The organism is Pontibacter vulgaris, assembly GCF_022758145.1.
In the GTDB taxonomy this organism is placed as follows: domain Bacteria; phylum Bacteroidota; class Bacteroidia; order Cytophagales; family Hymenobacteraceae; genus Pontibacter; species Pontibacter vulgaris.
The window spans coordinates 763,339-785,666 of sequence record NZ_JAJVDH010000003.1; the positions used below are offsets into that span (position 1 = coordinate 763,339).

At 45.6% G+C, this 22,328-nt stretch carries 19 protein-coding genes; 8 read left to right on the top strand and 11 right to left on the bottom strand.

All coding sequences use genetic code 11. From position 1 onward, the window contains the following. Position 1: 1 nt before the first annotated feature. From LWP20_RS08650 to LWP20_RS08665, 4 genes are all read right to left on the bottom strand, one after another. Positions 2-1,108 carry a LysM peptidoglycan-binding domain-containing protein gene (locus tag LWP20_RS08650; protein WP_242927726.1) on the bottom strand — a complete coding sequence of 369 codons (1,107 nt, stop codon included), beginning with the start codon at positions 1,106-1,108 and terminating at the stop codon, positions 2-4. A 14-nt stretch (positions 1,109-1,122) separates the two neighbouring features. Next, entirely contained in the window at positions 1,123-2,436 is a 1,314-nt protein-coding gene (gene rseP, locus LWP20_RS08655; RefSeq protein WP_242927727.1) for an RIP metalloprotease RseP, read from the bottom strand. 68 nt (positions 2,437-2,504) lie between these two features. Beyond that, positions 2,505-3,656 (bottom strand): 1-deoxy-D-xylulose-5-phosphate reductoisomerase, encoded by a 1,152-nt coding sequence (locus LWP20_RS08660; protein ID WP_242927728.1) that lies wholly within the window; start codon positions 3,654-3,656, stop codon positions 2,505-2,507. 261 nt (positions 3,657-3,917) lie between these two features. After that, positions 3,918-5,417, bottom strand: coding sequence for a GH3 auxin-responsive promoter family protein (locus LWP20_RS08665; protein ID WP_242927729.1), 1,500 nt, complete (start codon positions 5,415-5,417; stop codon positions 3,918-3,920). A gap of 166 nt (positions 5,418-5,583) precedes the next feature. On the opposite strand from LWP20_RS08665, the gene LWP20_RS08670 reads away from it, so the two are divergent. Both LWP20_RS08670 and LWP20_RS08675 read left to right on the top strand, forming a co-directional pair. Then, positions 5,584-6,018: an OsmC family peroxiredoxin gene (locus LWP20_RS08670; protein ID WP_242927730.1), complete on the top strand. Its 435-nt coding sequence runs from the start codon at positions 5,584-5,586 to the stop codon at positions 6,016-6,018. Between the two features lie 61 nt (positions 6,019-6,079). Continuing rightward, the gene (locus LWP20_RS08675) at positions 6,080-6,574 is read left to right on the top strand and encodes a hypothetical protein (RefSeq protein WP_242927731.1); all 495 of its coding nucleotides are present in this window, start codon (positions 6,080-6,082) and stop codon (positions 6,572-6,574) included. 83 nt (positions 6,575-6,657) lie between these two features. Here LWP20_RS08675 and dnaA read toward each other — a convergent pair whose 3' ends face one another. The 3 genes from dnaA to LWP20_RS08690 all read right to left on the bottom strand — a co-directional run bounded on the left by dnaA (position 6,658) and on the right by LWP20_RS08690 (position 10,006). Next, complete coding sequence (dnaA, locus tag LWP20_RS08680; protein WP_242927732.1) at positions 6,658-8,082, bottom strand: chromosomal replication initiator protein DnaA; 1,425 nt, start codon at positions 8,080-8,082, stop codon at positions 6,658-6,660. Positions 8,083-8,187: 105 nt separating this feature from the next. Beyond that, positions 8,188-9,126, bottom strand: a complete 939-nt coding sequence (locus LWP20_RS08685; protein ID WP_242927733.1) for a bifunctional metallophosphatase/5'-nucleotidase — start codon at positions 9,124-9,126, stop codon at positions 8,188-8,190. A gap of 13 nt (positions 9,127-9,139) precedes the next feature. Next, positions 9,140-10,006 carry a 5'-nucleotidase C-terminal domain-containing protein gene (locus LWP20_RS08690; RefSeq protein ID WP_242927734.1) on the bottom strand — a complete coding sequence of 289 codons (867 nt, stop codon included), beginning with the start codon at positions 10,004-10,006 and terminating at the stop codon, positions 9,140-9,142. Positions 10,007-10,070: 64 nt separating this feature from the next. Here LWP20_RS08690 and LWP20_RS08695 point away from each other — a divergent pair, with 64 nt between their 5' ends. Further along, on the top strand, positions 10,071-11,480 hold the full coding sequence (locus LWP20_RS08695; RefSeq protein ID WP_242927735.1) for a T9SS type A sorting domain-containing protein: 1,410 nt from the start codon (positions 10,071-10,073) through the stop codon (positions 11,478-11,480). Between the two features lie 73 nt (positions 11,481-11,553). Here the strand turns inward: LWP20_RS08695 and LWP20_RS08700 are convergent, their stop codons facing one another. Beyond that, the gene (locus LWP20_RS08700; RefSeq protein ID WP_242927736.1) at positions 11,554-12,882 is read right to left on the bottom strand and encodes an amidohydrolase; all 1,329 of its coding nucleotides are present in this window, start codon (positions 12,880-12,882) and stop codon (positions 11,554-11,556) included. An 887-nt stretch (positions 12,883-13,769) separates the two neighbouring features. Here LWP20_RS08700 and LWP20_RS08705 point away from each other — a divergent pair. The 5 genes from LWP20_RS08705 (at position 13,770) to lysS (ending at position 20,521) form a co-directional block, all read left to right on the top strand. Next, complete coding sequence (locus LWP20_RS08705; protein WP_242927737.1) at positions 13,770-14,159, top strand: YkvA family protein; 390 nt, start codon at positions 13,770-13,772, stop codon at positions 14,157-14,159. Positions 14,160-14,233: 74 nt separating this feature from the next. Further along, the gene (locus tag LWP20_RS08710) at positions 14,234-16,084 is read left to right on the top strand and encodes a methylmalonyl-CoA mutase family protein (protein ID WP_242927738.1); all 1,851 of its coding nucleotides are present in this window, start codon (positions 14,234-14,236) and stop codon (positions 16,082-16,084) included. Then, positions 16,062-16,517, top strand: a complete 456-nt coding sequence (locus tag LWP20_RS08715; protein ID WP_242927739.1) for a YybH family protein — start codon at positions 16,062-16,064, stop codon at positions 16,515-16,517. Before LWP20_RS08710 ends, LWP20_RS08715 begins: the two co-directional genes overlap by 23 nt. Positions 16,518-16,603: 86 nt before the next feature. Continuing rightward, complete coding sequence (gene scpA / locus LWP20_RS08720; RefSeq protein WP_242927740.1) at positions 16,604-18,748, top strand: methylmalonyl-CoA mutase; 2,145 nt, start codon at positions 16,604-16,606, stop codon at positions 18,746-18,748. A gap of 246 nt (positions 18,749-18,994) precedes the next feature. After that, positions 18,995-20,521, top strand: coding sequence for a lysine--tRNA ligase (gene lysS, locus LWP20_RS08725; RefSeq protein WP_242927741.1), 1,527 nt, complete (start codon positions 18,995-18,997; stop codon positions 20,519-20,521). A gap of 82 nt (positions 20,522-20,603) precedes the next feature. On the opposite strand, the gene LWP20_RS08730 is transcribed toward lysS, so the two are convergent. From LWP20_RS08730 to LWP20_RS08740, 3 genes are all read right to left on the bottom strand, one after another. After that, positions 20,604-20,993: a YtxH domain-containing protein gene (locus tag LWP20_RS08730; protein WP_242927742.1), complete on the bottom strand. Its 390-nt coding sequence runs from the start codon at positions 20,991-20,993 to the stop codon at positions 20,604-20,606. Positions 20,994-21,240: 247 nt separating this feature from the next. Further along, entirely contained in the window at positions 21,241-21,579 is a 339-nt protein-coding gene (locus tag LWP20_RS08735) for a YtxH domain-containing protein (RefSeq protein WP_242927743.1), read from the bottom strand. A 182-nt stretch (positions 21,580-21,761) separates the two neighbouring features. Continuing rightward, entirely contained in the window at positions 21,762-22,193 is a 432-nt protein-coding gene (locus LWP20_RS08740; RefSeq protein WP_262914556.1) for a CsbD family protein, read from the bottom strand. Between the last annotated feature and the right edge of the window lie 135 nt (positions 22,194-22,328).

The following is a 22,328-nucleotide window of genomic DNA, read 5'->3' on the forward strand; positions in this document are numbered from 1 at the left end:
TTTATTTTGATGCGGCAGGCAAATCAGAAAGTACACGCTTTGCCATAGAAGGCATATTATCGCTCACAATCCGCTGCACATCGTTCATATTTGAGTTATACAACACTTTCACTTTGTTCCCTGACACCAATGCGCCATTACTGTCATAGATCGAATAATGAACCAAGAAATTGCGCTCATAGTTCTGTGCAGCGCGATCGAGGCAGTTTTCATACACCGTTTTTACCTCAAACTGGTTGATAAAAACGTAGTAATCGATGCCGTATTGGTTATTAAAATAGCTGAAGAAGTTAGGGTCTTTTACCTTAACGCCGAAATGTTTGTTCTGATCCTGAGCAATGGGCACCACAGCAGGCGCGTTATCCACCCCCATTTTCTCTTTCTGGTCTTTTACCCAGTTCAGCACGCCGCCTTTTTCCTCGCTTTTTACTACAGGCTGCTTGTTATACTTTGATGTCTTGTTATCCTGGTAACTATAGCTAAGAGATTTGTAAAGCCGGCTTAACTCGTTTACGCTGTCGCGGTACACACCACCCAGCAAATGTATGGTTTCATACCCTTCCGGAGCCAGCAAGGCATTTAACCTGCCCCTGAAGGCGTGGCGCACATTCTGACGTGGTATATGGGATTGTTGTGCTATCTCATCATCGGCATCCGAAAAGTATAAATACGGGTCGAAAGGGATGACCATGATACGCTGCTTTGTTTTGTATTCAGCGGTTTTAGGAGTAGCAGAAGCAGAAAAAGAGTTGCTGCCCGCAGCAGGCGTAGCGGCTGGTTTGGTTACAGCATTCGATTTTACCGTAGGTTTCGGACTGCTAACCGGCAGATTGTTTTTAGATGCAGTCTGTCGGCTAAGGTATAGTTTCTGGCCAACCTGCAGCTGGTTATTGTTCCACTTTTGCAGCGAATCGACAGGAATGTTAAGGCGGCGGGAAAGGCTGTAGTAGGTATCGCCTTTTTTAACCAGGTACACGCTGTCGGTTTGTGCGACAGCGTGCTGGTTTATACTTGAAGGCCAGTCTGCCGGGGCGGCGCTGGTACTGTGAATCTTAAAAACTAAAACTAAGAGGGTAAAGACAAGGGCATACTTCACAATGGCTTTCATAGCAAGATCTTTGGTTAGAAGATAATCTTGAACACATCGTTAAATATAGCAAATGCCATTAAGCCTAACAATAAAACCATACCCACTTTTTGGGCATTTTCTAAAAAATTATCAGATGGCTTACGGCCACTGATCATTTCGTAAGTAAGAAAAACTACGTGTCCGCCATCCAAGGCTGGTATTGGCAGGAAGTTCATGAAAGCCAGCACCATAGAAAGCATAGCTGTAATAGACCAGAACTTGTACCAGCTGAACGTATCGCCAAAGATCTGGGCTATACCTATCGGGCCGCTCAACGATTTAGAAGCTGACACCTCGCCACGGAAAATCTTGCCAAAGCCTTTCAGGTTAGCGGTAATTACACCAAAAGCCTGCTCAGTACCTAACGGAATTGCTTCACCAATGCTATAGTCGCGGGTAGCATACTGTAGCAACGGCACCTGCATAAAACCAAGCGTTCCTTCTTCTGTTACCTGGGCCTGCAGCTTAAACGGCTTACCAGCACGCTCAACCATAATGGCTACCGGTTTGCCGGCATTGGCATGCAGCGCCTGCTGTAACTCGTTAAAGAACTTGATTTCGTTGTTATTGATTCTGGTAATAAAGTCACCTTCCTGTAAGCCTGCTTTGGCTGCCGGACTGCCAGCCATTACCTGGCCTACTTTAAATGGCACTCTTGGCTGCACAAAGAACATACGCTCTTTATTGTCAGAAACGCGGTCCATCAGGTTAGCCGGTACTTTTATATCAACACGCTGGCCGTTACGGTCTACAGTGTAATAAGCGTTGCGGCCCAGCAGCATATCCATAGAATATACATCTTCGAAGCGCTGCAGCTCTTTGCCATTAACAGCCACAATTTTGTCGCCGGTCTGGAAACCGATTTCTTTACCGATCTCATTGGCTACAACTCCATACTTGGCTTCGTTGGCTGGCAGGTAGCTTTCGCCATAGTTATAGGTAAGCGCAATGTAGATAACTATACCCGTGATCACGTTTACGATAATGCCGCCCATCATTACAATAAGGCGCTGCCAGGCCGGCTTAGAACGGAACTCCCATGGCTTTGGCTCTTCTTTCAAAGCTTCAGTATCCATCGACTCATCCACCATACCCGAGATCTTTACAAAGCCCCCGAGCGGAATAAGGCCCAGCATGTACTCTGTTTCACCTATCTTTTTACCAAACACTTTCGGCGGGAAGCCAATAGCATATTTTTCAACACGCATCCCAAACCATTTAGCAGCCAGCATGTGCCCCAACTCGTGCAGTCCTACTAAAATTGTAAGGCCCAGAATGAGCTGGCCTACCATTACTACAATATCCATCTAAGAAATTTAAATTATAATGATTTTAAACGTGTGTTATCTTACCTGTAAGGCTGCAAAGTATAAACTTATCTTTTTACCAGCTCAGTAGAGCGCAATCGTGCTTCTCTGTCTGTATTAACATAGTCTTCGAGAGAAGGATTCGCAATATACGCAACTTTTGCCATACAGCTTTCGATGATATCCGACATCTCCAGGAAACCAACTTCATCGCGAAGGAAAGAACTGACAGCCACTTCGTTAGCCGCATTAAGTATACACGGCATATTGCCTCCCTGCTCCATGGCATTAAAAGCCAGCTGCAGGTTGCGGAAGGTATTAAGGTCGGGTTGCTCAAAAGTTAGCTGTGGGTAATCTAAAAAGTTAAACCTCGGAAAGCTGGACTTCAGCCGGTTTGGATAACCCATTGCATACTGGATCGGCAGTTTCATATCGGGCAGGCCAAGCTGCGCTTTAATAGAGCCGTCTTCGAACTGCACCAGCGAGTGAATAATGGATTGCGGGTGCACTACTACTTCGATCTGGTCATTTCTTAACCCAAAGAGCCATTTCGCTTCTATCACTTCCAAGCCTTTGTTCATAAGCGAAGCAGAGTCGATGGTGATTTTAGCGCCCATATCCCAGTTAGGGTGTTTCAGAGCCTGGGCTTTGGTAACCTGTTGCAGCTCAGCCGCCGAGCGCCCTCTGAACGGGCCACCGGAAGCCGTAAGTATAATTTTCTCGATCGGGTTATGAAACTCACCGGCCAGGCATTGAAAAATTGCGCTATGCTCCGAATCTACCGGGTAAATGTTAACACCTTTCTCGCGGGCCAATTCGGTTATCAGCTGGCCGGCCACCACCAGGGTCTCCTTGTTTGCAAGCGCGATCTCTTTACCAGCCTGTATGGCACGAATGGTAGGCTGCAAACCAGCGTAACCAACCATAGCGGTTAGCACCATATCTACCGTGCCCATTTCTACTACCGAGTTCAGGGCATTTGCGCCTGCGTATACTTTAATGTCTTCGTGCTGCAATGCATCCCGCACCTTATCGTATAAGTCTTCGTTTGCAATTACAACGGCATTGGGTTTAAAGGCCAGAGCCTGCGCAATCAGTAAATCGGCGTTGCTATGGGCAGTAATTACTTCCAGCTCAAAACTATCGGGGTTGGCTTCTATTACTTCCAGGGCTTGTGTGCCGATGGAGCCGGTAGAGCCAAGTATGGCAATTCTTTTCATTAATTATGATTAGGGATTACGAATTTCGAAACGGTGTTTTTCCCAGCTTCGTGTTGCTCGTAATAATGATGCTATTTAAAATATTTATAATCTCCTCGCAGCCAGCAAGTATACTTCAAACTGTTTCTGTTTATGTAACCGGTAACTTGTAACAACCTGATCAGGCAACTTGTTTCTCCGGCCACTTAGCTGGCTATACTTCTAAGCCAATCAACTATACTTGCTTCTACTTTTGAGCCTTGCTTCAGTTGCTATCCGCTATCAGGAGCTGGCAATTTTAATGATATCGTCGGCTATACTTCTGTCGTTGCTCAGGCGAGGTACTTTGTTCTGGCCTCCAAGTTTTCCTTTCGATTTCATGTAGTTCCGGAAAGTGCCCAGAGGCAGCGACCGTATCTTAAGGTTAGACAGAATATTGCCGGCAATCAGGTCGTCGTAATAGGTATTCAGTTTCTGAAGCTGCTCGTTTAGTTCTTTCTCAAAAGCATCCAGATCCATTGGTGGCTTCGAAAACTCTACCAGCCATTCATGATAAGACTGCCCTTTGCCCTGGCTCACATAAGGTGCTACCGTAAACTCCAGCAACTCAACCGAAGTATACTTTGCCATAGTGCGTTGCATGGCCTTTTCTACTTCTTCTCCTATTACGTGCTCGCCAAAAGCAGAAATAAAGTGCTTGATGCGGCCGCTCACAATCAGCTTATAAGGCTTAACAGAAGTAAACTTAACAGTATCACCGATGGAGTAACCCCACAAACCGGCGTTGCTGCTAATAACCAACGCATAGTTTACCCCTGTTTCTACTTCGCCTATCGTTAAGCGTGTGGGGTTTTCATTAAAAAACTCATCTGTAGGTATAAACTCATAAAAAATACCCGAATCGAGCAGGAGCAACAGGCCTTTGTCGTTCTGCTGGTTCTGGTAAGCAAAGAAACCTTCCGAAGCCGGAAACAGCTCTATCGAATCCACTTCTTTGCCAATCGACTCGATCATCTTGGTACGGTAAGGCTCAAAATTCACGCCACCATACACAAACAAAGAGAAGTTCGGGAAAATATCCTTTATCTTTTTACCTGTCTGGCGCATCAGCTTATCGAAATACATCTGCACCCACGGCGGAATGCCCGAGATCAGTGTCATGTTCTGATCTATGGTTTCTTCTATGATCTGATCGAGCTTGGTTTCCCAGTCCTCGATGCAGTTAGTCTCGTAGGTTGGCAATTGATTGGTGCGCAGATAGCCGGGCACGTGGTGGTTGGCTATTCCAGACAACCGGCCTGTTTTTATACCGCCAACTTCCTCCAGCTCCGGGCTGCCCGACAGAAATATCATCTTGCCATCCAGAAACGCTGACTTACCGGTTTCGTGCACATAAGCCAGTAAGGCATCTTTGGCGCCGTTAATATGGTTCGAAATAGACTCGCGGGAAATAGGGATATACTTGGTACCGGAAGTAGTGCCTGAAGTTTTAGCCAGGTATAAAGGTTTGCGTGGCCAAAGCACATTGCTTTCGCCGGCTTTAACCCGGTTAAAGTATGGCAGTAAAGCTTCATAATCGCGTACGGGTACGGCTTTTACAAAATCGGCATGCGTTTTTATACTTGCAAAATCATGATCCTGCCCAAAGCTGGTATCGCATGCAGTTGCTATTATTTTCTCAAAAACGGCTTTCTGCGCCTCAACAGGGTTTTGTATCCAATGCTGGTGTTTTTTGTGCATGTAAGCCGCTAGGGGCTTACTCAACCAGGCCTTTACACCCATATCATTCAGTTTTGTCCGAAGGTAAATATAGAGAGATATACTTTCAAAGCCATACCACAGCACAATAATATCTGGCTGAACTATAACAATACCAACAATATCTAAAATTTAAGCAACCTATAGCCCCGAAATTAGTTTTATACTTTACCTAAAAACAATTAAAACTATGAAACAACACAACGCAAAAGCTCTTTGGAAAGGCAGCCTGAAAGAAGGGTCCGGTGAATTTGAGACCGGCAGAGGCAACGTTAAAACAGGTTACTCCTACGCCTCCCGCTTCGGCGACGATACCAAGGCCACATCGCCGGAAGAGTTGGTAGGGGCAGCGCATGCCGGATGTTTCTCTATGTTCCTGAGTGCACTGCTTAGCAATAAAAACCTGAAACCAGACTACATCAGCACTTCAGCTGTAGTACACTTAGGCGAAAAAGAAGGAGCTCCGCTGATCACAAAAATCGAACTGACTACCGAGGCCAGAATCCCTAACATCGAAGACAGTGAATTTCAGCAGCTTGTTAAAGAGGCAAAGGCTGGTTGCCCGGTATCGAAAGCACTGGCTGCTGTGCCCGAGATAACGGTAAATGCTACATTAGCGCAATAATTTCGCTATATTGCGGGAACGCCATATTTCGGCTGTTTATGTATAACCTTAATTTCCTTTCATGTCAGCAAGCGGAAACAGTGCAAGAGCATCGCTAATGGTACAGCTTAGCCCATCGCGAAGCACCAAAATATCATTTTCAGTGCAGTTAATTTTAACCTTATTCTGGCTTATATGGGCATCTATGCTGCTCTTTTCAGATAACGATCAAAATTACCTGTATTACGTGTTTTTTGCGCTGGCCCTGTGCTTCATGATCTATGTGATCTTGCAGAATACTTCTGTTTTCGGGGTGCAGTCTTACATTGAAGTTACGCCGCAATACATTGTACACAAGCTGGGAGTTTTCCGGACAAAGCACATTATTGCCATGCCTGATATCGCTTCAATACAGATCACACAATTAGGGCTGAATATTACAGAGCTTACAGGTGCTAAAATTTTCCTGAACCTGAAGCAGGTGCGTAAAAAGCGAGACCTGGATAAGATAAAGAGCAAGATCCGTGAAATGGGAAACCTGCATAACTTTAAAGTAACCGAAACTGCCGTTAGCTAAAGTTATACTTGTTAATCGCTATAAAAAGAAGCGGGCCATACTTGTAGTAAGTATGGCCCGCTTCTTTTTATACTTTATACTTCTTAACCGGCTTTGGATTTAAACTTCTTCTGAAGCTCCTGTATGCTGGCTTTAAATTTCTTATCAGTATCGATCAGGTCAGAAACAGTTTGTACTGAGTGAATTACAGTACTGTGGTCGCGGCCCCCGAAATGGTAACCGATAGACTTAAGCGAGTGGCTCGTAAATTCTTTTGCAAAGTACATAGCCACCTGACGTGCTGTTACAATCTCTTTCTTGCGGGTTTTAGCCTTCAGCGAGTCCAGGCTTACCTGGAAGTATTCAGCCACCGTTTTCTGGATGAAGTCGAGGTTAACCTCCGTTTCCACATCCTCGATGATATGTTTCAAAGCCTGCTTGGCAAGCTCCAAGTCTACTTCTTTTCTGTTAAGCGACGACTGTGCAATCAGTGAGATCAACACCCCTTCCAGTTCACGCACGTTTGTATCGACGCTGTAAGCCAGGTACTCCACCACGTTATCCGGAATATCAATGCCATCGCTCTGCATCTTTTTCTGGATAATGGCCATACGCGTTTCAAAATCCGGGCTCTGCAGATCGGCAGTTAATCCCCATTTAAAACGAGAAAGCAAACGCTCTTCCAAACCTTTCAGGTCGCGTGGCGGGCAGTCTGAAGTCATCACGATCTGCTTGCCGGACTGGTGCAGGTGGTTAAATATATGGAAGAACATTTCCTGGGTCTTGTCCTTACCGCTGAAGAACTGCACATCGTCTATGATCAGGATATCCACCAACAGGTAAAAGTTAGCAAAGTCCTGCACATTGTTCGTTCTTACAGACTCGATGAACTGGTTCACGAATTTTTCAGACGACACATACAGCACAAACTTTTCAGGGTTGCTGTTTTTGATATAGTTACCAATGGCCTGTACCAGGTGCGTTTTACCCAATCCTACACCGCCATAAATCATAAGCGGATTGAAAGAGGTAGTGCCCGGTTTATTTGCAACGGCATAACCCGCAGAGCGTGCCAAGCGGTTGCAATCTCCTTCAATGTAATTATCGAAATCGTAAGCCGAGTTCAGCTGGGAATTCAGGAAGTTGCGGTCAATGGTCTTAGACTCGAACGGGCTTTTAATAAAGCTTTGCTCGGGTTTATAAGAGTTAACAACAGCCTGTGGTATTTTTTTGGTAGGTATATTAACCGTCTGCGGTTTGTTAGAATCGTTTCCCTTATCAACAATAATGGAATATTCTAACCTGCCCTCGCTGCCCAGTTCCTGGTAAATAACCTTTTTTAACAGGCTAACATAATGCTCCTCCAGCCACTCATAAAAGAACTGGCTAGGCACTTGTATAGTAAGTACGCTATCGCGCAGCGATATTGGTCTGATTGGCTCGAACCAAGTCTTAAAACTTTGTTCTCCAATATTTTCCTTTATCACCTGCAGGCAGTTACTCCATACAGTAGAACAGTCTTTAATCATCCAATTTTCCAAAACTCACAAGATTCGTTAGGTGCAACAAACCTCTACTTAATCGGCAGGGGGTCACAAATTTGCTTAAATAATTTAAAACAAAAAATTATTTATTTATGAAGTTAATACAGGGTTATCCACAGGCAGCATTGCTGTTCTGACGCCCGCTTTTTCTTTTGTTTTTTTATTGAACTGAAAGTCGATACGTCCTAAAAATATACCCGACCAGCCAACCTGGTTGATCATGGTGTCGTAGCCTGTGGCGGCATGGCGCACTACCTCCGGCTCATCCAGGAAAGTATGGGTATGGCCACCAAGTATAAGGTCGATGCCGCTTACCTGTTGTGCGAGTTTACGGTCGTCTATCTTTTCTTCTTTGTAACTATAACCCAGGTGCGACAGGCAGATAACCATGTGGCATTTCTCGTTTTCGCGCAGCACCTGCACCATTTCCTCAGCTTTCTTTACCGGGTCAAGGTATACGGTTTCTTTATAGTTGTTCTGCGATACCAGGCCGGCAAGTTCTATACCTAAACCAAACACGCCAATGCGCAGGCCCTGCTTTTCAAACACTTTGTAAGGCTTAAACTTATCTTTCAGGATGGTATTCGAGAAATCATAGTTCGCCACCAGGAACGGGAACGCGGCATGCGGCAATTGCTTTTGCAAGCCTTCCAGGCCATTATCGAAATCGTGGTTACCCAATGTGGCTGCATCATACTTCATCTGCGACATAAGCTTGAACTCAGGCTCGCCGCCGAAAAAGTTAAAGTATGGCGTGCCCTGCCAGATATCGCCGGCATCGAGTAAAAGCACGTTGGCTTCCTGCTTGCGTATACTTTCTACCAGAGTTGCTCTGCGGGCCATACCTCCCATACCGCCATACTTGCGCCCATCATCCGGAATAGGATCGATGCGCGAGTGCTGGTCATTGGTATGAAGTATGGTCAGGTTTATAGTTTTGCCTGCAGCTTCAGAGGCAAAAGGCAACCCCAGCATGCTAAGACCAGCCGCTCCAACTGCAGTCGTTTTCAGAAAATCTCTTCTTTTCATCTTACTTTATACTTTATGGGAGCACGGTAACACGGTTTGCAGTTTCAGCTGTTACAGGTTTGCCTGCTGCCGTAAGCTGTTTAATGTGTGCAAGTATAGCATCACGCAACAGGATTCCCACTTTTTCAGTCTTTAGTGTTTTTTTCAGCATAGCCAGGTTGTCGCCGCCACCAGCCAGGTAATCAGAAGTAACCAAGGTATAAGTTCTTTGCAAGTCGAATGGCTTGCCTCCTATTTTGATATCGGTTGCTATGCCGTTTTTAACTGTGTAAGTAGCGTTACCAACATACGCTATTTTAGTTTTAGCAGCAAAATCGAAAAGCTCTTTTACCGCAGGGCCATCCAGTGTAAGCACTACTAACTCATTCTCGAAAGGCATTAGTTCAAACACATTGCCCACATTTATATCGCCTTTAGGCAATGGCACGCGCAGGCCGCCATTTGTTGTAAGCGACAGGTCAATGGGTTTGCCATAAAGCGGAAGGCTTTGCGAGCGCTGCAGGTCTACTACAAAATTACCTAGCGGCGATTGGTAATCTCCTTTTCCAAGCTCTACCGGTGCATTGCCAACCACCTCCGACATTTTGGTAGTTACCTCTTTGCGGTAAGGCACTATAAAGGTCTCGGTTTTCTGATCGGCCGAAAGGGTTTTATCGACAGGAACATCTGTTTGCGTAATAGCAGCCTCGGGTTGCCAGACGCGCTGCTGGCAGGCCACCAGGTTTAGCGCCAGTGCAAGGGCGCTTATACTTTTAATTAAGTTGCGGTTCATGTAATTGCGTAATTCCGACTCTAATTTACCAGCCTCATCAACAGCAACCAAATGCAGTAAGTTCTTGCCTTGGAAAATCCACTCTGTTCGAGCAAAATTTTGTAACATTTCTTATATTTTATTTACATATAAAAACGTTTTATAGTATATTCACTATAAAACCTGCCATACTATGAAAATAAAACTTTTACTACCTGTACTGGGGTTACTGCTGTTCCTGCCTCTTCTGAGCAATGCCACCCATTACAACGGCGGTTACATTAGCTATACCGTAGACCCAAAGAATCCACTGACTTATAATTTCACTTTTACCCTCTTTAACAATGATTTATCTACAGCTGATGATCCAGTTGTAAAAATTAACATGGGCAACTTTAATGAGGTCATTGTACCAAGGACAAAAGTAATCCGATACTTGAACTATAACAGTATAGAGGTTTTTGAGTGGCAGTTTACCTACCAGCAGCCGGGAGATTATCTCGTTTATTGGATTGGAATCAATAGGAACCCCAATATAATAAACACCATGGACACCTCAGATCAGTTGACACAATTTATACAAACAAGAATACAAGCGCGCCTTACAAACCCGAACATCAACAGTGTTAAAACCATAGTACCCGCTCCGCTCGAAGCATTTACCGGAGAACCTTTTAAAATGAACATGATTACCTATGACGCCGATGGCGACAGGCTCACTTATGAGTTAGTGCCAAGTCAGTACTGGAAGGATGCTTCTCCGCAGAATCTTCCGGGTTATTTCGTTCCGGAAGGGTTAACTATAAATAATGCAGGAGAACTTACATGGCAAAACCCTACTACCAAAGGCGAATATGCGCTTTCAATTAAAATAACAGAGTATAATAAGGATGAAAAATTGATGGGTTATACTATAGTAGACATGAACCTATTTGTAAAGGATAGACAACAACATCCAAAAGTAAGCCTTGTAAACGAAAATCGATTGCGCTATAACCAGGATGGATCTGTTTTAGCAACACCCGACCAGAAACTTAAACTGGAGTTTTATGTACAAAAAGCACCTAACAGCACTAAACCAATAAAAGTTAAGCAATTCAGCGACCTGGATACACTTGACTTGCTTACACCCTCCATGGCAACACGAGATTCGGCCGGCGGTTTTGCAGTAACAGTAACCCTTACCCCCAATGCAGCTATGCTTCCTAACTACCTTTATACTTTAGGATTAAGAGGCGGAGCTGCAGTGAATAACGAGTACGCTGAACATCAATTAGATTATAGTTGGGATTTTGTCAGCCTTTCCATCGGCGAGCCGAAGATAATACAACCTTCTCCCACTTCATCAGGAGATTTGCCAGAGAATGCACCTCCGCAACTATACCCGAACCCGGTGCGAGGGCAGGAATTTGTAGTGGAAGCTCTGAACGTGCCGTCTATACTTATACTTTATACTTCTGAGGGCAAAACCGTGCATCGTGTTCAGCTTGAGCAGGGCAAGAATAAAGTCAGAAGACATGCCAGCCTGGCTCCCGGCCTTTATACTTATCGGATCATCGGCAAGGGAAGTAAAGCTAAATCAGGAAAGATCATACTTCAGTAAAGTATAAAAACAAAGCTAAAAGGGCAGGTACAAAATAATGTACCTGCCCTTTTAGCTTTGAAGTATAAACCACTTATTTTTTACCTTCCATATAATTCAAGGTCAGGCTGGTAAGCGTTTTAACACCTAGCTTCATGCCGCTTTCGTCTATAACAAAATCCGGCGTGTGGTGCGGAGCTACTTCTTCGGGCTTCTTGCCTTTGGCCATGCCTCCAACAAAAACAAACAAGCCCGGTATCTTTTCCTGGTAGAAAGCAAAGTCTTCGGCACCCGTTACAGCTTTGGTATGCAACACATTTTCGCGCCCGGCTACGGCCTGCAGAGTTGGCAACATTTTCTCGGTCAGTTTCGGATCGTTGAAGGTAACCGGAGTCTGAGGAATGATGCTTACCTCGGCAGTGGCGCCGGCACTTTCAGCTATTTTGGTAGCCGTGAGTTTTATCTTTTCATGGATTTTTTTCTGCATGTCCACATTCAGGGCTCGTATGGTTCCTTCCATCAGCACTTCTTCAGGTATGATATTGTTACGTACGCCACCATGTATACTTCCTACGGTAATAACAGCAGCATCTTCGGCAAGTTCTGTCTGGCGGCTGATGATTGTTTGTAGTCCATTGATGATCTGGGCAGAAACCACGATCGGGTCTACGCCACCCCATGGGTACGCGCCATGTACCTGCTTGCCTTTTACTTTTACTCTGAAGATATCTGCACTAGCCATAGTACCGCCCGGCCTGTACTTTATTTGCCCTACTTCAGTTTGCGAATTAATGTGCAAACCGAAAATCACTTCTGGTTTTGGCCCTTTATCCAGCACGCCTTCTTTTACCATCAGGTAAGCTCCGCCTTCCTCCCCTACCGGCGATCCTTCTTCGGCAGGCTGAAAAATAAACTTCACAGTTCCTTTTAAATCTTTCTTCATACCGGCCAGCACTTCGGCGGCACCCATCAGCATGGCAATATGTGTATCGTGGCCACAGGCATGCATTACGCCCACTTCCTGCCCGTTATAAGTACTGCGTTCTTTAGAGGCAAAAGGTAGCTTGGCACGTTCCGTAACCGGCAAGCCGTCAATATCGGCACGCAGCGCTACAACAGGCCCGGGCTTTCCGCCTTTCAGTATGCCTACCACGCCCGTTTTTGCCACGCCGGTTTGTACTTCTATGCCCAGCGATTTCAGGTGCTTTGCAATTTTTTCAGCCGTTTTAACCTCTTTATTTCCAAGCTCGGGGTACTGATGAAAATCCCGTCGCCACTCTATTACTTTTGGCTCCAGTTTATCGGCCATTTCGTTGGCTTGCGTAAGTAATTTGATGTTTTGGGCAAGTGCAGGAGCAGTGGTTAGCAAGCCTAAGCCCAGGCAAACCGGCAGTGCTTTATGCAGTAAAGTATACTTGTTCATGTAGTTCAGTTTTTGGTGTTGTTGTTATCTCTAAATCTAGCAATTTTTCTAAAGAATTAAGTATAGAAATGCGATGATTTTAGCATTTACCTCACCCTGGTTTCTTCCTTTAAACCAGGAATTCTCAGACCTCGCAGCGTGCGCAGCTCCTACGAGCGTCTTGCTAATAGTTGTAGGTATCCAACCACCCCCAACCCCTCAGAGCTACGCCCGCTAGTTTCGAACTTGCGTTCTCACTAGTCCAAGGCGGGGAGCTTAACAGTCCTTTACTAAATGCTTCTAATAAAATTTATTATGTTGCTTTGAACTAGCTTTTCGCCTCGCCGGCTAGGCCTCACTTTTCTCCTTGATGAGAAAAGTAAGCAAAAGAATCAAGACGCTTTTGAACTCGCTGAACGCTCAAACAAAAAAACGTCATTTGATGCACCTGGTTGAAGTCGTTACTTTATAGTTGCAGTTTTCATCTCACCTTAGCCCTCTCCTCAAGGAGAAGGGCTTTGGCTATACTTGAAGTATAAGTGCTATAGTTGCAGGTATAGCACGGACAGGTCGCGACCTGCCCCTACAGATTGGTTCCTATTGCATAGCAGCTAACTATCAAATCTGATCCCAGTCCTTGGGTTGAGTGCCTTGTGAGATCCGGTGCCTGAAAAGGCAGCCGTAGCGCAGCGGAGGCAGGAGCGAAAGCAGCGCGATACCAAAGGACGAGCCAAAGTATAAATTGAAACGATAGGCAACTAAAGCTCTCAGGATAATAGGTAACTATGGAAATATAACTTGGTCCAAGCAAGTATAAACTTCAACTATAAAACTATACCGGCTCTCCCCTATCATTAAGATAACCCTTGTAAATCAATCCAATAAACCTTCATCACGTAAAAAGCATCATGCTGCAAAAATGGAAAGAGAAAACTAAAAAACTGAAGGAAGATATCTATACTTTATACCTGGCCCGGCGCGACCCGCGCATTCCATTTATGGCCAAAGCAGTTCTTGTAATTACTGTAGCATATGCTTTCAGCCCTATCGACCTGATTCCTGATTTTATACCTGTACTGGGTTACCTCGACGACTTGATACTACTCCCGCTTGGGATCTGGCTTTGGATCAAACTGATACCTCCCGAAGTACTGCACGAATATCGCAACAAAGCAAAACAGCAGCTACTCGAGCGTAAACCAAATTATATCGTGGCAGCGATCATCGTTATACTTTGGCTGTTGTTAGGTTTCTGGGTGTACCAGGTATGGTTTGCCAACATCCGCAAAGAAAGCTAAAACATCAACTATACTTCCGGTATAATACTCGTAAAGTATAAACAACTATATTTACAGGAAATAACACCAGAAGCATGAAGACTGACGAGCAGCACACACCGGGTAAATTATTCCCGGAGTTTAGCCCTGCCACGGCCGCCGATTGGGAAGAGAGAACACGCAAAGACCTGCGCGACACACCACTCGAAAGCCTGACCTGGCACACCTACGAAGACATTGACATTAAGCCATACTTTACCAGAGTCGATAGTGAGAATCTGCCGTTTGTGCAGCAGAAGCCTGGCAATTACCCGTTTATGCGCGGCCGCAACACCGGCAGCAATAAATGGTTGAACGTACAGCAGATAATAGCAGAAGGAGATGGCAAAGAAAGTATAACCAAAGCAGCTGATGCACTTACACGCGGTGCCGATGGTATTCACTTCATTTTAAAAAATGCGGCACAGTTTGATATAGCAAACCTCTGCGCCAGCATCGACCTTACAAAGCACACCATTAGCTATACTTTAAAGCAAACTCCTGCTGATTTTGTAAAGCGCCTGTATGAACAATTACATGCGCACAACATATCGCACCGCAACCTGAAAGGCTTTGTAAACACCGATTCTTTGTCAGATTCAGGCCATTTTGAGAAGGCAGCACAGGACGAACTTGCCAGTATACTGGATCTTACCAAAGACAGCCCGGAGCTGTATGGCATAACAGTAAACGGCACCAGTTTCAGCAGCATTGGCGCTTCGGCAGTACAGGAAATTGCCTATACTTTAAATGCGGCAGTAGCTTACGTAGATAAACTGACCGATGCCGGCGAAACGCTGGAGTCGGTGCTGCGCAACATGCAACTGCACCTGGCAGCGGGCACCAATTACTTTTTCGAAGTAGTAAAACTGCGCGTTATCCGCTTGCTGTGGGCCAACATACTGGAAGCTTATAAGGCCGAACCGGCTCTGGCAGCCCAGCTGCGTATTCATGTTTCCACGTCCAGCTGGTACCAGACTACCCTCGACCCTTACGTGAATATGCTGCGTGCCACTACCGAGGCTATGTCGGCGGTAATTGCCGGTTGCGATTCGCTTGCTGTTCTGCCTTTCGACAGCACCTTTAAACCATCTGATGAATTCTCGGAGCGCATTGCCCGCAACGTTTCCATCATACTTAAAGAAGAAGCATATTTAGATAAAGCCATTGACCCGGCAGCCGGCTCTTATTACCTGGAGTCATTAACAGACCAACTGGCAGCCAAAGCATGGGATTTGTTCCGTGAAGTTGAAGCAATGGGTGGCTTTGAACAAGCTTACCAGCAAGGTTTTATACTTGGCACCATCACAGATGTAAGTCGCCGGAAATTTAAAGCCATTGCGGCAGGCCGGCAAGTATTGGTGGGTACTAACAAATACCCGAATCCAAAAGAGAAAATCGATTTTGACCCGGAAGAGCTTATTCAGCACGCCGATTTTGACACAACCCGTGCAGCCTACCCAACAGAGGTAATGCGCATGGCAACCGAGCTGCATTTGCGGAAGCGCAAGCGCCGGCCAAAAGCTATTGTTGCCGTTATCGGCGATGCATTGAAACGACACATAAACGCTTCGTTTGCACAGGAGTTTTTTACCTGCGCCGGTTTCGACACAGAAATACAAAAGTATGAAAATGTTGAAGCAGCATCTGAAAGGTTATTACATGCTGCTGCAGAAGTGGTGGTGGTATCTACTTACGAGACTGCTTATGCCCGCGAGTTCGGACCTAAACTTAAATCACACCAGGCAAAACCAACTATTATTCTGGCAAATGATCCGCAAAACATGAAGGAAGAACTGATAAACCACGGTTTCGATGAATTCCTTTTTGAAGATTGCGATACTACTGCCATACTGGAGCTGATTCAGCGGCGCCTGGAGCAGAATGGTAATCATCATAATGCGTAAACTATACTTCACCCTGATGCTTATGGCTGCTGCAACTATACTTTCGTCGTTTACTATGCCTAAAGGCGATGCCGTTCAGGAGGTAAAAAAAGCGCTTGAAGGACAGATTGATGCCTGGAACAAAGGCGACCTGGAAACAGCCATGGCCTTTTACTGGAACTCTCCGGAGATGCTCTGGATAAGTAAGAACGGTACCGAAAAAGGGTATCAGCAAGTATACGACATGTTTCTGCAGGACTTTACTGACCGCAGCCAAATGGGCGTTTATACTTACGAGCCACTTCACATAGAGCAGGTATCTGATAAGGCCGTATACTTTGTTTTTAAATGGAAAATAGAGCTGGATGGCAAACGCCTGATGGGTGGTGTATCGTCGCAGGTCTGGAAAAAGATTGGCAACCGTTGGGTTGTAACCTCGGAGCACGCCAGTTAAACAATAACTGAATTTTGAATAATTGAATAACAGAATGCGAAGCAACAACTCAGTTATTCGATCATTCAGTAAATCAAAATTAGAATATGAAGCCTGACTTTTCTAAAATAGATATAAACAAGGTAGCCTCAGCTGAACACGGGCCGAAAGACCCGCTGCAGCCGAAGACCTGGAAAACGCCGGAGCAGATAAAAGTGAAGAGCTTTTATACTTCGGAAGATGCCGCGCACTTTGAGCACCTGGATTTTGCTGCCGGCTTGCCGCCATACTTACGTGGGCCATACAGCACCATGTATGTGCAAAAGCCCTGGACCATCCGCCAGTATGCCGGTTTCTCTACTGCTGAGGAAAGTAACGCATTTTATCGTCGCAACCTGGCTGGCGGTCAAAAAGGCCTATCAGTAGCGTTTGATTTGGCTACCCATCGTGGTTACGACTCCGACCACCCACGCGTAGTTGGCGATGTGGGTAAAGCCGGTGTTGCTATTGATTCTGTAGAAGACATGAAAATCCTTTTCGATCAGATTCCGCTGAACGAGATGTCAGTTTCCATGACGATGAACGGTGCCGTATTGCCGATTATGGCGTTTTATATTGTGGCTGCTGAAGAGCAAGGCGTAAAACCGGAGCAACTAAGTGGCACCATTCAGAACGACATCCTGAAGGAGTTTATGGTGCGTAACACCTACATCTATCCGCCTGAGCCAAGTATGAAGATCATCGCCGACATCTTCGCTTATACTTCCAAGAAGATGCCGCGCTTTAACTCGATTTCTATCTCTGGTTATCACATGCAGGAGGCTGGAGCCACCGCCGATATTGAGCTGGCTTATACCCTGGCTGATGGCCTGGAGTATGTGCGCACCGGTTTGCAGGCAGGCATGGACATCGATGATTTCGCGCCACGTCTTTCCTTCTTCTGGGCTATTGGCATGAACCACTTCATGGAGATCGCCAAGATGCGTGCCGCGCGTATGTTGTGGGCCAAACTCCTGAAGCAATTCAACCCGAAAAACCCGAAATCTTTAGCTTTAAGAACACACTGCCAGACCTCAGGCTGGAGCTTAACCGAGCAGGACCCATTCAATAACGTAACCCGTACCTGCGTAGAAGCCCTGGCTGCTGCACTTGGTGGTACGCAAAGTTTGCACACCAACGCCTTGGACGAAGCCATTGCCTTGCCAACTGACTTCTCGGCACGTATTGCACGTAACACGCAGATCTACATCCAGCAGGAAACCAACATCACCAAAGTAGTTGACCCATGGGGTGGCTCATATTACGTGGAGGCGCTGACGCACGAGCTGGCACATAAAGCCTGGGCACTGATAGAAGAAGTGGAAGAACTGGGTGGTATGGCGAAGGCTATCGAAACTGGCCTGCCTAAAATGCGCATTGAAGAAGCCGCTGCCCGCAAACAAGCCCGAATAGATGCTGGCAAAGACATTATAGTTGGCGTAAACAAGTATAAACCAGAGCAGGAACAGGAAATCGAGATCCTGGATATCGACAACACAGCTGTGCGTGAATCGCAGTTGCGCCGCTTAGCCAGTGTAAAAGAAACTCGTGACCAGAATGCCGTTACCAAAGCTTTGGAAGCATTAACAAATGCAGCACAATCTGGCGAAGGTAATTTACTGGACCTGGCTGTAGAAGCAGCACGCCATCGTGCTACTTTAGGTGAGATTTCCGATGCACTGGAGAAAGTATACGGCAGACATAAAGCAGTAATCAGAGCTATATCAGGAGTGTACTCAGCAGAAATAACCGACGACGAAAATTTTGAGCGTGCGAAGCAATTAGCTGATCAGTTTGAAGAACTGGAAGGCCGCCGACCACGCATTATGGTTGCCAAAATGGGCCAGGACGGCCACGACCGCGGCTCCAAAGTAATTGCCACCTCTTTCGCCGACCTCGGTTTTGACGTGGACATAGGACCATTGTTCCAGACGCCTGCCGAAGTAGCTATGCAAGCCGCTGAAAATGACGTGCACGTGGTAGGTGTTTCGTCGCTGGCTGCCGGGCATAAGACTTTGGTTCCTCAGTTGATAGAAGAGCTCCACAAGCTAGACCGTGATGATATTATGGTTATAGTTGGTGGTGTTATCCCGGCCCAGGATTACGATTTCCTGTTTAAAGCCGGCGCTGCAGGTGTGTTTGGTCCGGGCACTATCATTTCGGTAGCTGCTCAGAATATTCTGGAGAAGCTAATAAAACGAGTAGAAGCTTAACTAAGTCAACATCTTAGAGAAAAGCCGTAGCTAAACTAAAATAGCTGCGGCTTTTTAGCTTCTTACACCGGCATCCAACCGGTGCTAGCTTAAAACCCCTTTCAGCAAAAACTATCGCTAATTCCTGAATCAACCTCCTGTTAGCCCACATACCGCAAACAATCAATAATTAACCCTTTAAAAGCTGATGATAATTTAGCAATTTTGCAGCTTGATTTTGAGACATCACTTTTAGTATATAATCGCATGCAACTGAGCGAACAGGAACTACGCCGTAGACACGAGCGTGAAGAACTGGAGAAAATGGGCATTAACCCATATCCATCTGAGACATTTGAAGTTACGGCAACAGCCAAAGAGATAAAGGAGAATTTTGATAAGGAGAAGAACAACTACCAGGAAGTAACGCTGGCTGGCCGTTTAATGAGCCGCCGCATTATGGGTAAAGCTTCTTTTGCGGAGCTGATGGACAGCACCGGCCGTATACAGATCTATGTATCCAGAGATGATATTGCGCCAGGCGAAGACAAAGAGATGTACAACACCGTGTTCAAGAAAATGCTGGACATTGGTGACTTTATCGGTATCAAAGGCTATGCCTTCGTAACGCAGGTAGGTGAGATATCTGTGCATGTTACAGAACTTAAAGTACTTACAAAATCTTTGAAGCCGCTGCCAATAGTGAAGCGTGAGGTTGATGAGAACGGTGTAGAACATGTGTACGATGCCTTCAGCGACCCGGAGTTGCGTTACCGCCAGCGTTATGTAGACCTTATTGTGAACCCGCACGTGCGCGATACTTTTAAGAAACGTTCGCAGCTGGTTAGTACGATGCGTAATTTCTTAGGCGACAAAGGTTACTTGGAAGTAGAAACACCAATTCTGCAGCCTATACATGGTGGCGCGGCGGCCCGTCCGTTTAAAACGCACCACAACACCCTGGACATGACGCTGTACCTGCGCATTGCCAACGAGCTATACTTAAAGCGCCTTATAGTTGGTGGTTTTGATGGCGTATACGAGTTTGCCAAAGACTTCCGTAACGAAGGTATGAGCCGTTTCCATAACCCGGAGTTTACGGTAATGGAGCTTTACGTTACCTACAAGGACTACAACTGGATGATGGAGCTGGTAGAGGAAATGGTAGAGAAAGTTGCCCTTGCCCTACATGGTAAAACCGAAGTACAAGTAGGTGAAAACCTTATAAACTTTGCCCGCCCATGGAAGCGCTACACGATGTACGAAGCCATCGAGCACTTCACTAAGATCGATATCTCGAACATGGAAGAGCCGGAATTGCGCCAGGCAGCTCAGCAACTGGGCATCCACGTAGACCCAACCATGGGTAAAGCCAAGATCATCGATGAAATATTCGGTGAAACAGCTGAGCCATACTTAATACAGCCGACCTTCATTACTGATTACCCTGTAGAGATGAGCCCGCTGGCTAAGAAGCACCGCAGCAAGCCAGGTTTAGTAGAGCGTTTCGAGGCAATCTGTAACGGTAAAGAAATCTGTAACGCCTTCTCAGAGCTGAACGACCCGGTAGATCAGCGTGCCCGCTTTGAGGAGCAGCTGGAACTGGCAAAACGTGGCGACGTGGAAGCCATGGCGCTCGATGAAGACTTCCTGCGTGCACTGGAGTATGGTATGCCGCCAACCGCAGGTCTGGGTGTAGGTATAGATCGTTTAACGATGATCATGACTAACTCAAACTCAATCCAGGATGTGCTGTTCTTCCCGCAGATGAAGCCTGAGAAAAAAGACGAATAACTATAGTTTGACTATAAAACAAAAATCCCCTGCTAAACTATAGCAGGGGATTTTTTTATTTCTTTCAGTATATACCTGCTTGCTACCACTGTTGTTCGTCATCGTCCATGTCGGCCATCATACTTTTATCAGCAGCATTAGGACGGTTTTTGTACGTACCTTCTTCAGACCTTCCTGATTTATTTATGCCAGTCCAGGAGCCTACTTTCTCTTTACCTGAGGTAACCACATCGGTTATACCACGGCCAACCCAGGCAGCAGAATCGGCTACTCTGCGGCGGGTAATACGGCCCTTATCAGGAGCCAACAAAATACCGGCGAGTACGCCAACCCCGGCACCAGCCAGTAAACCAATGGCTACTTTGCCCGCACCGCTATCCCCAACAGCCTTCCTGCCTTGTGTAACCTGCCCTACAGATGAGTAAGTAGATCCACTTTCTTTTCTATAACCCTGTCCTGTGTTTGTCTCCATGGTAAAACTCCTTTCGTAAATAATTAATGAACTGAATGTATGAAGTATAAACGTTCGCCTATCGTTAAAGTTAAGACAATGCATTGCAGGTGAAACAAAAAAGGTTCAGCCGTACACCGGCTGAACCTTTTCTTTTGAGTTATGCAATTTGCAGCTGCTTTAGCTTGCAGATAGTTTATATCTAAGCCATTTCACCGACTGCCTTCCAAAAGGCAATTACATAAACGCCTTTTATACTTTAAAATAATTAAGCGTTTCCGCCGGTAGCATTGCCGTTACCAGAAGTTGAGCCTGAGCCAGAACCTGTAGTTCCGCCAGTAGTACGTCCGCTTGCAGAGCTTCCAGTATTAGAAGCACCAGTTTCGCCACCGCCTGTCATTTTACCCAGGTTGCCGCTCATGTTTTTCAGTTCTTCCAAACCAGCATTCAGGTTTTTCTCAAGGTCTTTGCTTAATTTGCCAGCCCACTTAGAAATACCTTTTCTGGTTGTTTCACCGTTATCCGGAGCCATTAATAAACCTGCAATAACACCAGCGCTTGCGCCAGCCAGAAGAGCTAATATTACTTTTCCGCTATTGTCTTTCATAGTAGTATAATGATTAAATTGATTATAGTTTTTTTCTCTTTAGGTAAATTCTGGTTTAATAACGGTTAACCATTGCATTAAGTTATATCTATAAACCGGAATACTATTATAGTATATTTTTAGAACTAAAAAAAGCTCAGAATGTAGTCTTTCTGAGCTTTTCGTTTTAAAAAAATTATACTTTAAAAGTTAGAGATCATTCGCATGATATCATCTTTTGTCTGGCCTAATTTGCGTTGCAGGCGGCCCAGTAATTCATCTTCCTGGCCTTCTACATACAACAGGTCATCATCTGTCAGGTCTGCGTAGTTTTTCTTCAGCTGGCCTTTCACATCGTCCCATGAGCCACGCATTACCAGGCTGCTGCCTGCGCCGGTTACGTTACGGTTTTCCAGTTTATCCATCCAGCCTTTTACAGTACTTTGCAGGTCATCGCCTACTTTGGTAAGCGATCTTTTTACTGCATCGCGGGTACCACGGCCATTATCAGGTGCCAGCAGCACACCTGCCATTATGCCTGCGCCTATTCCGGTAAGTGTAGCAAGTAAGATCTTTCCGTTGTCGTTACTCACGCTTGCAGCTACTTTCTGTCTGTTATTTTTAGTCTTTTTCATAATTTTGGTTTTGAGCTCGTGCACTAATAAAGTATAAACTCTATACTTTAATCTTTAATTTTACGCACCAACTAACATACGGTTAAGGCCCAGGTAAGTTAGTTTTGTAATTATTCTACCAATTAATCGCTCCAT

Bases quoted from the DNA above. Each gene is read 5' to 3' on its own strand.
- rseP (WP_242927727.1), bottom strand. From the start codon at position 2,436: ATGGATATTGTAGTAATGGTAGGCCAGCTCATTCTGGGCCTTACAATT.
- LWP20_RS08710 (WP_242927738.1), top strand. From the start codon at position 14,234: ATGAAGACTGACGAGCAGCACACACCGGGTAAATTATTCCCGGAGTTT.
- scpA (WP_242927740.1), top strand. From the start codon at position 16,604: ATGAAGCCTGACTTTTCTAAAATAGATATAAACAAGGTAGCCTCAGCT.
- LWP20_RS08685 (WP_242927733.1), bottom strand. From the start codon at position 9,126: ATGAAAAGAAGAGATTTTCTGAAAACGACTGCAGTTGGAGCGGCTGGT.
- LWP20_RS08715 (WP_242927739.1), top strand. From the start codon at position 16,062: ATGGTAATCATCATAATGCGTAAACTATACTTCACCCTGATGCTTATG.
- LWP20_RS08660 (WP_242927728.1), bottom strand. From the start codon at position 3,656: ATGAAAAGAATTGCCATACTTGGCTCTACCGGCTCCATCGGCACACAA.
- LWP20_RS08690 (WP_242927734.1), bottom strand. From the start codon at position 10,006: ATGTTACAAAATTTTGCTCGAACAGAGTGGATTTTCCAAGGCAAGAAC.
- LWP20_RS08650 (WP_242927726.1), bottom strand. From the start codon at position 1,108: ATGAAAGCCATTGTGAAGTATGCCCTTGTCTTTACCCTCTTAGTTTTA.
- LWP20_RS08705 (WP_242927737.1), top strand. From the start codon at position 13,770: ATGCTGCAAAAATGGAAAGAGAAAACTAAAAAACTGAAGGAAGATATC.
- LWP20_RS08670 (WP_242927730.1), top strand. From the start codon at position 5,584: ATGAAACAACACAACGCAAAAGCTCTTTGGAAAGGCAGCCTGAAAGAA.
- lysS (WP_242927741.1), top strand. From the start codon at position 18,995: ATGCAACTGAGCGAACAGGAACTACGCCGTAGACACGAGCGTGAAGAA.
- LWP20_RS08695 (WP_242927735.1), top strand. From the start codon at position 10,071: ATGAAAATAAAACTTTTACTACCTGTACTGGGGTTACTGCTGTTCCTG.
- LWP20_RS08665 (WP_242927729.1), bottom strand. From the start codon at position 5,417: ATGGGTGTAAAGGCCTGGTTGAGTAAGCCCCTAGCGGCTTACATGCAC.
- LWP20_RS08735 (WP_242927743.1), bottom strand. From the start codon at position 21,579: ATGAAAGACAATAGCGGAAAAGTAATATTAGCTCTTCTGGCTGGCGCA.
- LWP20_RS08700 (WP_242927736.1), bottom strand. From the start codon at position 12,882: ATGAACAAGTATACTTTACTGCATAAAGCACTGCCGGTTTGCCTGGGC.
- dnaA (WP_242927732.1), bottom strand. From the start codon at position 8,082: ATGATTAAAGACTGTTCTACTGTATGGAGTAACTGCCTGCAGGTGATA.
- LWP20_RS08740 (WP_262914556.1), bottom strand. From the start codon at position 22,193: ATGAAAAAGACTAAAAATAACAGACAGAAAGTAGCTGCAAGCGTGAGT.
- LWP20_RS08675 (WP_242927731.1), top strand. From the start codon at position 6,080: ATGTCAGCAAGCGGAAACAGTGCAAGAGCATCGCTAATGGTACAGCTT.
- LWP20_RS08730 (WP_242927742.1), bottom strand. From the start codon at position 20,993: ATGGAGACAAACACAGGACAGGGTTATAGAAAAGAAAGTGGATCTACT.